We start from the raw sequence: 3,247 nt of genomic DNA, 5'->3' as shown, positions 1-3,247 counted from the left end.
TAGTAATTCTTGCAAGCGACATACCTATTCCGTAATAAGTCGCCCTCTTAGCTTTGATTATCTTATAAGCGATATTTCTAACCTCATCCTCTATATCAGCCAGCTCCTCAAAGCTTATTCCCTTATTTTTAGAAGCCATATGGTAAATCGGCTCCACTCCACAAAGTGCATAGCTCCAAGGCACAAACTGAGAATCACCGTGCTCACCTATTACATATGCGTGGATATTCTTTTGATTTATATCTAATTTATCGGCAAGGGCAGATCTAAGTCTCGCCGAATCAAGTGTTGTACCTGAGCCTATTACTCTCGACTTATCAAATCCAGACAACTTCCATGCTGCATAAGTCATAATATCTACTGGATTTGTTGCAATCAACATAATCCCATCGAATCCTGAAGCTTTTATACTTTCTATTATATTTTTCATAACACCTATACTTTTATGTAAGGTATCCAATCTAGTTTCGCCCTCAATTGGCGGTGGACCTGCTGTTATACAAACTAATGCCACATCTTTAAGATCAGCATAATCACCTGAATATATCTTCATCTTTCTAGGTGCAAAGCTCAATCCATGGTTTAAGTCTATCGCTTCACCTTCTGTTTTCTCTTTGTTGATATCGATTAAAACGAGCTCCTCACATATTCCTTGATTGACCATAGAATACGCATAACTCATTCCAACCATTCCTGTTCCAATAATTGCTACTTTTGATTTCATTTTCTCCTCCGCTGTCATATTACCTATGAAATTAAATAACCTCATTTTTTATATATCTATTTTGTCCAACAAATGAAATTTTACTCACTTTTAATATCTTATCATATTTCTTCCATTTTTATATGAATTTCCGCAAATTGGAATACATTACCATAAACCTTGCAAAATCAACGATACAATTATCAAACTTGTCCCATTATTAATATGTTTAATTTCTTTGTGATAAAAATCTTGTAATAACTTGTATTAATTTATTCTTAATGCCAACAAATTTGCAACAAAGACCTTCCGACCAAATAACTTATAAATAAAACCGCTAAATTTATCACAAAATCCTTAAACATAATTACAATAGCTCAAACTGTAATACTCCTATCAGTAAACAAATAAAAAAGCCTGCATTTTTTCAATACAGACCTTTTCAAATTAATAAGTTAATATTTCACAACCATCTTCAGTTACTAATATCATATTTTCCCATTGAGCAGATAACTTTCCATCCTTTGTATAAGATGTCCATCCGTTATTTTGATCTATATATAAATCATATCCACCTTGGTTTATCATAGGCTCTATAGTGAACATCATACCAGGAACCATTATCACGCCTTCATCCTCGTATCCATAGTGGAATACAAATGGATCTTCGTGGAATTCTAATCCTATACCATGTCCGCCGAACTCTCTTACTACTGTATATCCGTGCTTGTGAACATATTCTTGGATAGTCGCTCCGATTACACCCATTGGAACCCAAGGCTTAACCTTTGATATTGCTAATTCCATAGATTCTTTAGTTACTTGTACTAATTTTTTAGCTTCTTCGCTGACTTCACCTATCATGTACATTCTAGATGCATCTGAGTAGTATCCATTGTAGATTGTAGATACGTCTACATTTATTATATCTCCATCCTTTAATACGACGTCTTCTGATGGTATACCATGGCAGATTTGGTCGTTTACTGATGTACAAACACTCTTTGGATATCCGCAGAATCCAAGTGGAGCAGGTATCGCACCATTTGCAACTGTAAAATCGTGAACTATAGTATTTATTTCTTCTGTAGTCATTCCAGCTTTTATGTGTTTTTCAACTTCATCTAAAACAGCTGTGTTGATTTTTGCACTTTCTTTTATTTTTTCTATTTGTTCTGCGTTTTTTATCATATCTCTAGTAGGTATTTCGTAACCTTCTCTAGCGAATTGTTTTAATTTTTCATCGAATTCCATGTGGCATTTTTTATATTTTTCGCCGCTGCCACACCAGCATTTACTATTTCTTCCTAATAACATCTTTTCCTCCCTAACCTTTTATTATCGGTTTTCTAAGTATATAATTTTCGTAGGCTTCTATACCTAATTTCATTTTTACTATTTGTCTCGCATGAGGTGCTGACTCTATCGGCTCCCCATCTTCATTGTACATCTCTAAGATAGTTGTAAACATAGTCTCCTTGTAAGGTCCTATTACTTCTATCTCTTCACCTACAGACATTTTATTTCTCTGTTCTACTATTAAATATCCATCATCAAGGACTTCTTTTACGATTCCTATGAAGTCGTAATTTCTTATATATGAAGCTGATTCGTAGTTGTTTGAATTTTTACCTGGTCTATCTAGGAAAAATCCTGTAGAGTAATCTCTATGGCTTCCTTTTTTAAGCTCGTCTAACCACATTGGATTGAATTTCCAGTTATCTGGATCCTTGTAATATTCATCAATCGCCATTCTGTAGGCTCTTACAGTTGTAGCTACATAATAAGCAGTTTTCATACGACCTTCGATTTTTAGGCTAGTTATTCCGCTGTCAAATATTTCCGGAATATATTTTATCATACATAAATCCTTTGTATTGAAGAAAAATTGATAATCCTCGTCGTCTAACACATTTTCGTAATCGCCGTTTACGTCCTCAACTAGATTGTACTTCCATCTACAAGATTGAGCACAAGAGCCTTGGTTAGCATCTCTACCAGTTGCGTAGTTACTTATTACACATTTACCAGAGTAGCTCATGCACATAGCCCCATGTATAAATGATTCTATATCTAAATCCTCAGGTGTATTTTCTCTTAGCTCTTTAGTCTCTGCAAACGACATCTCTCTAGCCGTTACGATTCTTTTCGCTCCTTGCTCATACCAAAAGTTAGCAGCTATGTAATTAGATGTACTAGCCTGTGTGCTTATATGTATCTCCATATCAGGAGCTACTCTTTTGACTATATTAAACACACCCGCATCACTTACTATAACCGCATCTACACCTATTTCATCTAGCTCTTTTATATAATCAGCTAAGCTATCTAGCTGATCACTTCTCGGGATAATATTAACTGTTACAAAGACCTTTTTGCCCATATTATGAGCAAATTCTAGCCCTTCTATCATATCCTCTTTTGAAAAATTTTTAGCAGCAGAACGCATACCAAAAATCTCGCCACCTATATAAACTGCATCTGCTCCGTAAATAAAAGCAATCTTTAACTTCTCTAAATCACCAGCAGGTGCTAATAATTCTA

The 3,247-nt window shown here is 34.8% G+C and carries 3 protein-coding genes; all 3 read right to left on the bottom strand.

Annotated features, from left to right (window positions below; translation table 11 throughout):
- Nucleotides 1-724, bottom strand: a 724-nt coding sequence (locus SPD90_RS07380; protein ID WP_320924797.1) for an L-lactate dehydrogenase, incomplete at its 3' end; no start/stop codon positions are given.
- 426 nt (nt 725-1,150) lie between these two features.
- Nucleotides 1,151-2,020: a methionyl aminopeptidase gene (locus SPD90_RS07375; protein ID WP_320924796.1), complete on the bottom strand. Its 870-nt coding sequence runs from the start codon at nt 2,018-2,020 to the stop codon at nt 1,151-1,153.
- 10 nt (nt 2,021-2,030) lie between these two features.
- Nucleotides 2,031-3,247: peptidase U32 family protein (locus SPD90_RS07370; RefSeq protein ID WP_320924795.1), on the bottom strand; the 1,217-nt coding region annotated here is incomplete at its 5' end.

The sequence above is a fragment of the Intestinibacter sp. genome, assembly GCF_034113885.1.
In the GTDB taxonomy this organism is placed as follows: domain Bacteria; phylum Bacillota; class Clostridia; order Peptostreptococcales; family Peptostreptococcaceae; genus Intestinibacter.
This window is presented reverse-complemented; position numbering and strand designations above follow the sequence as displayed.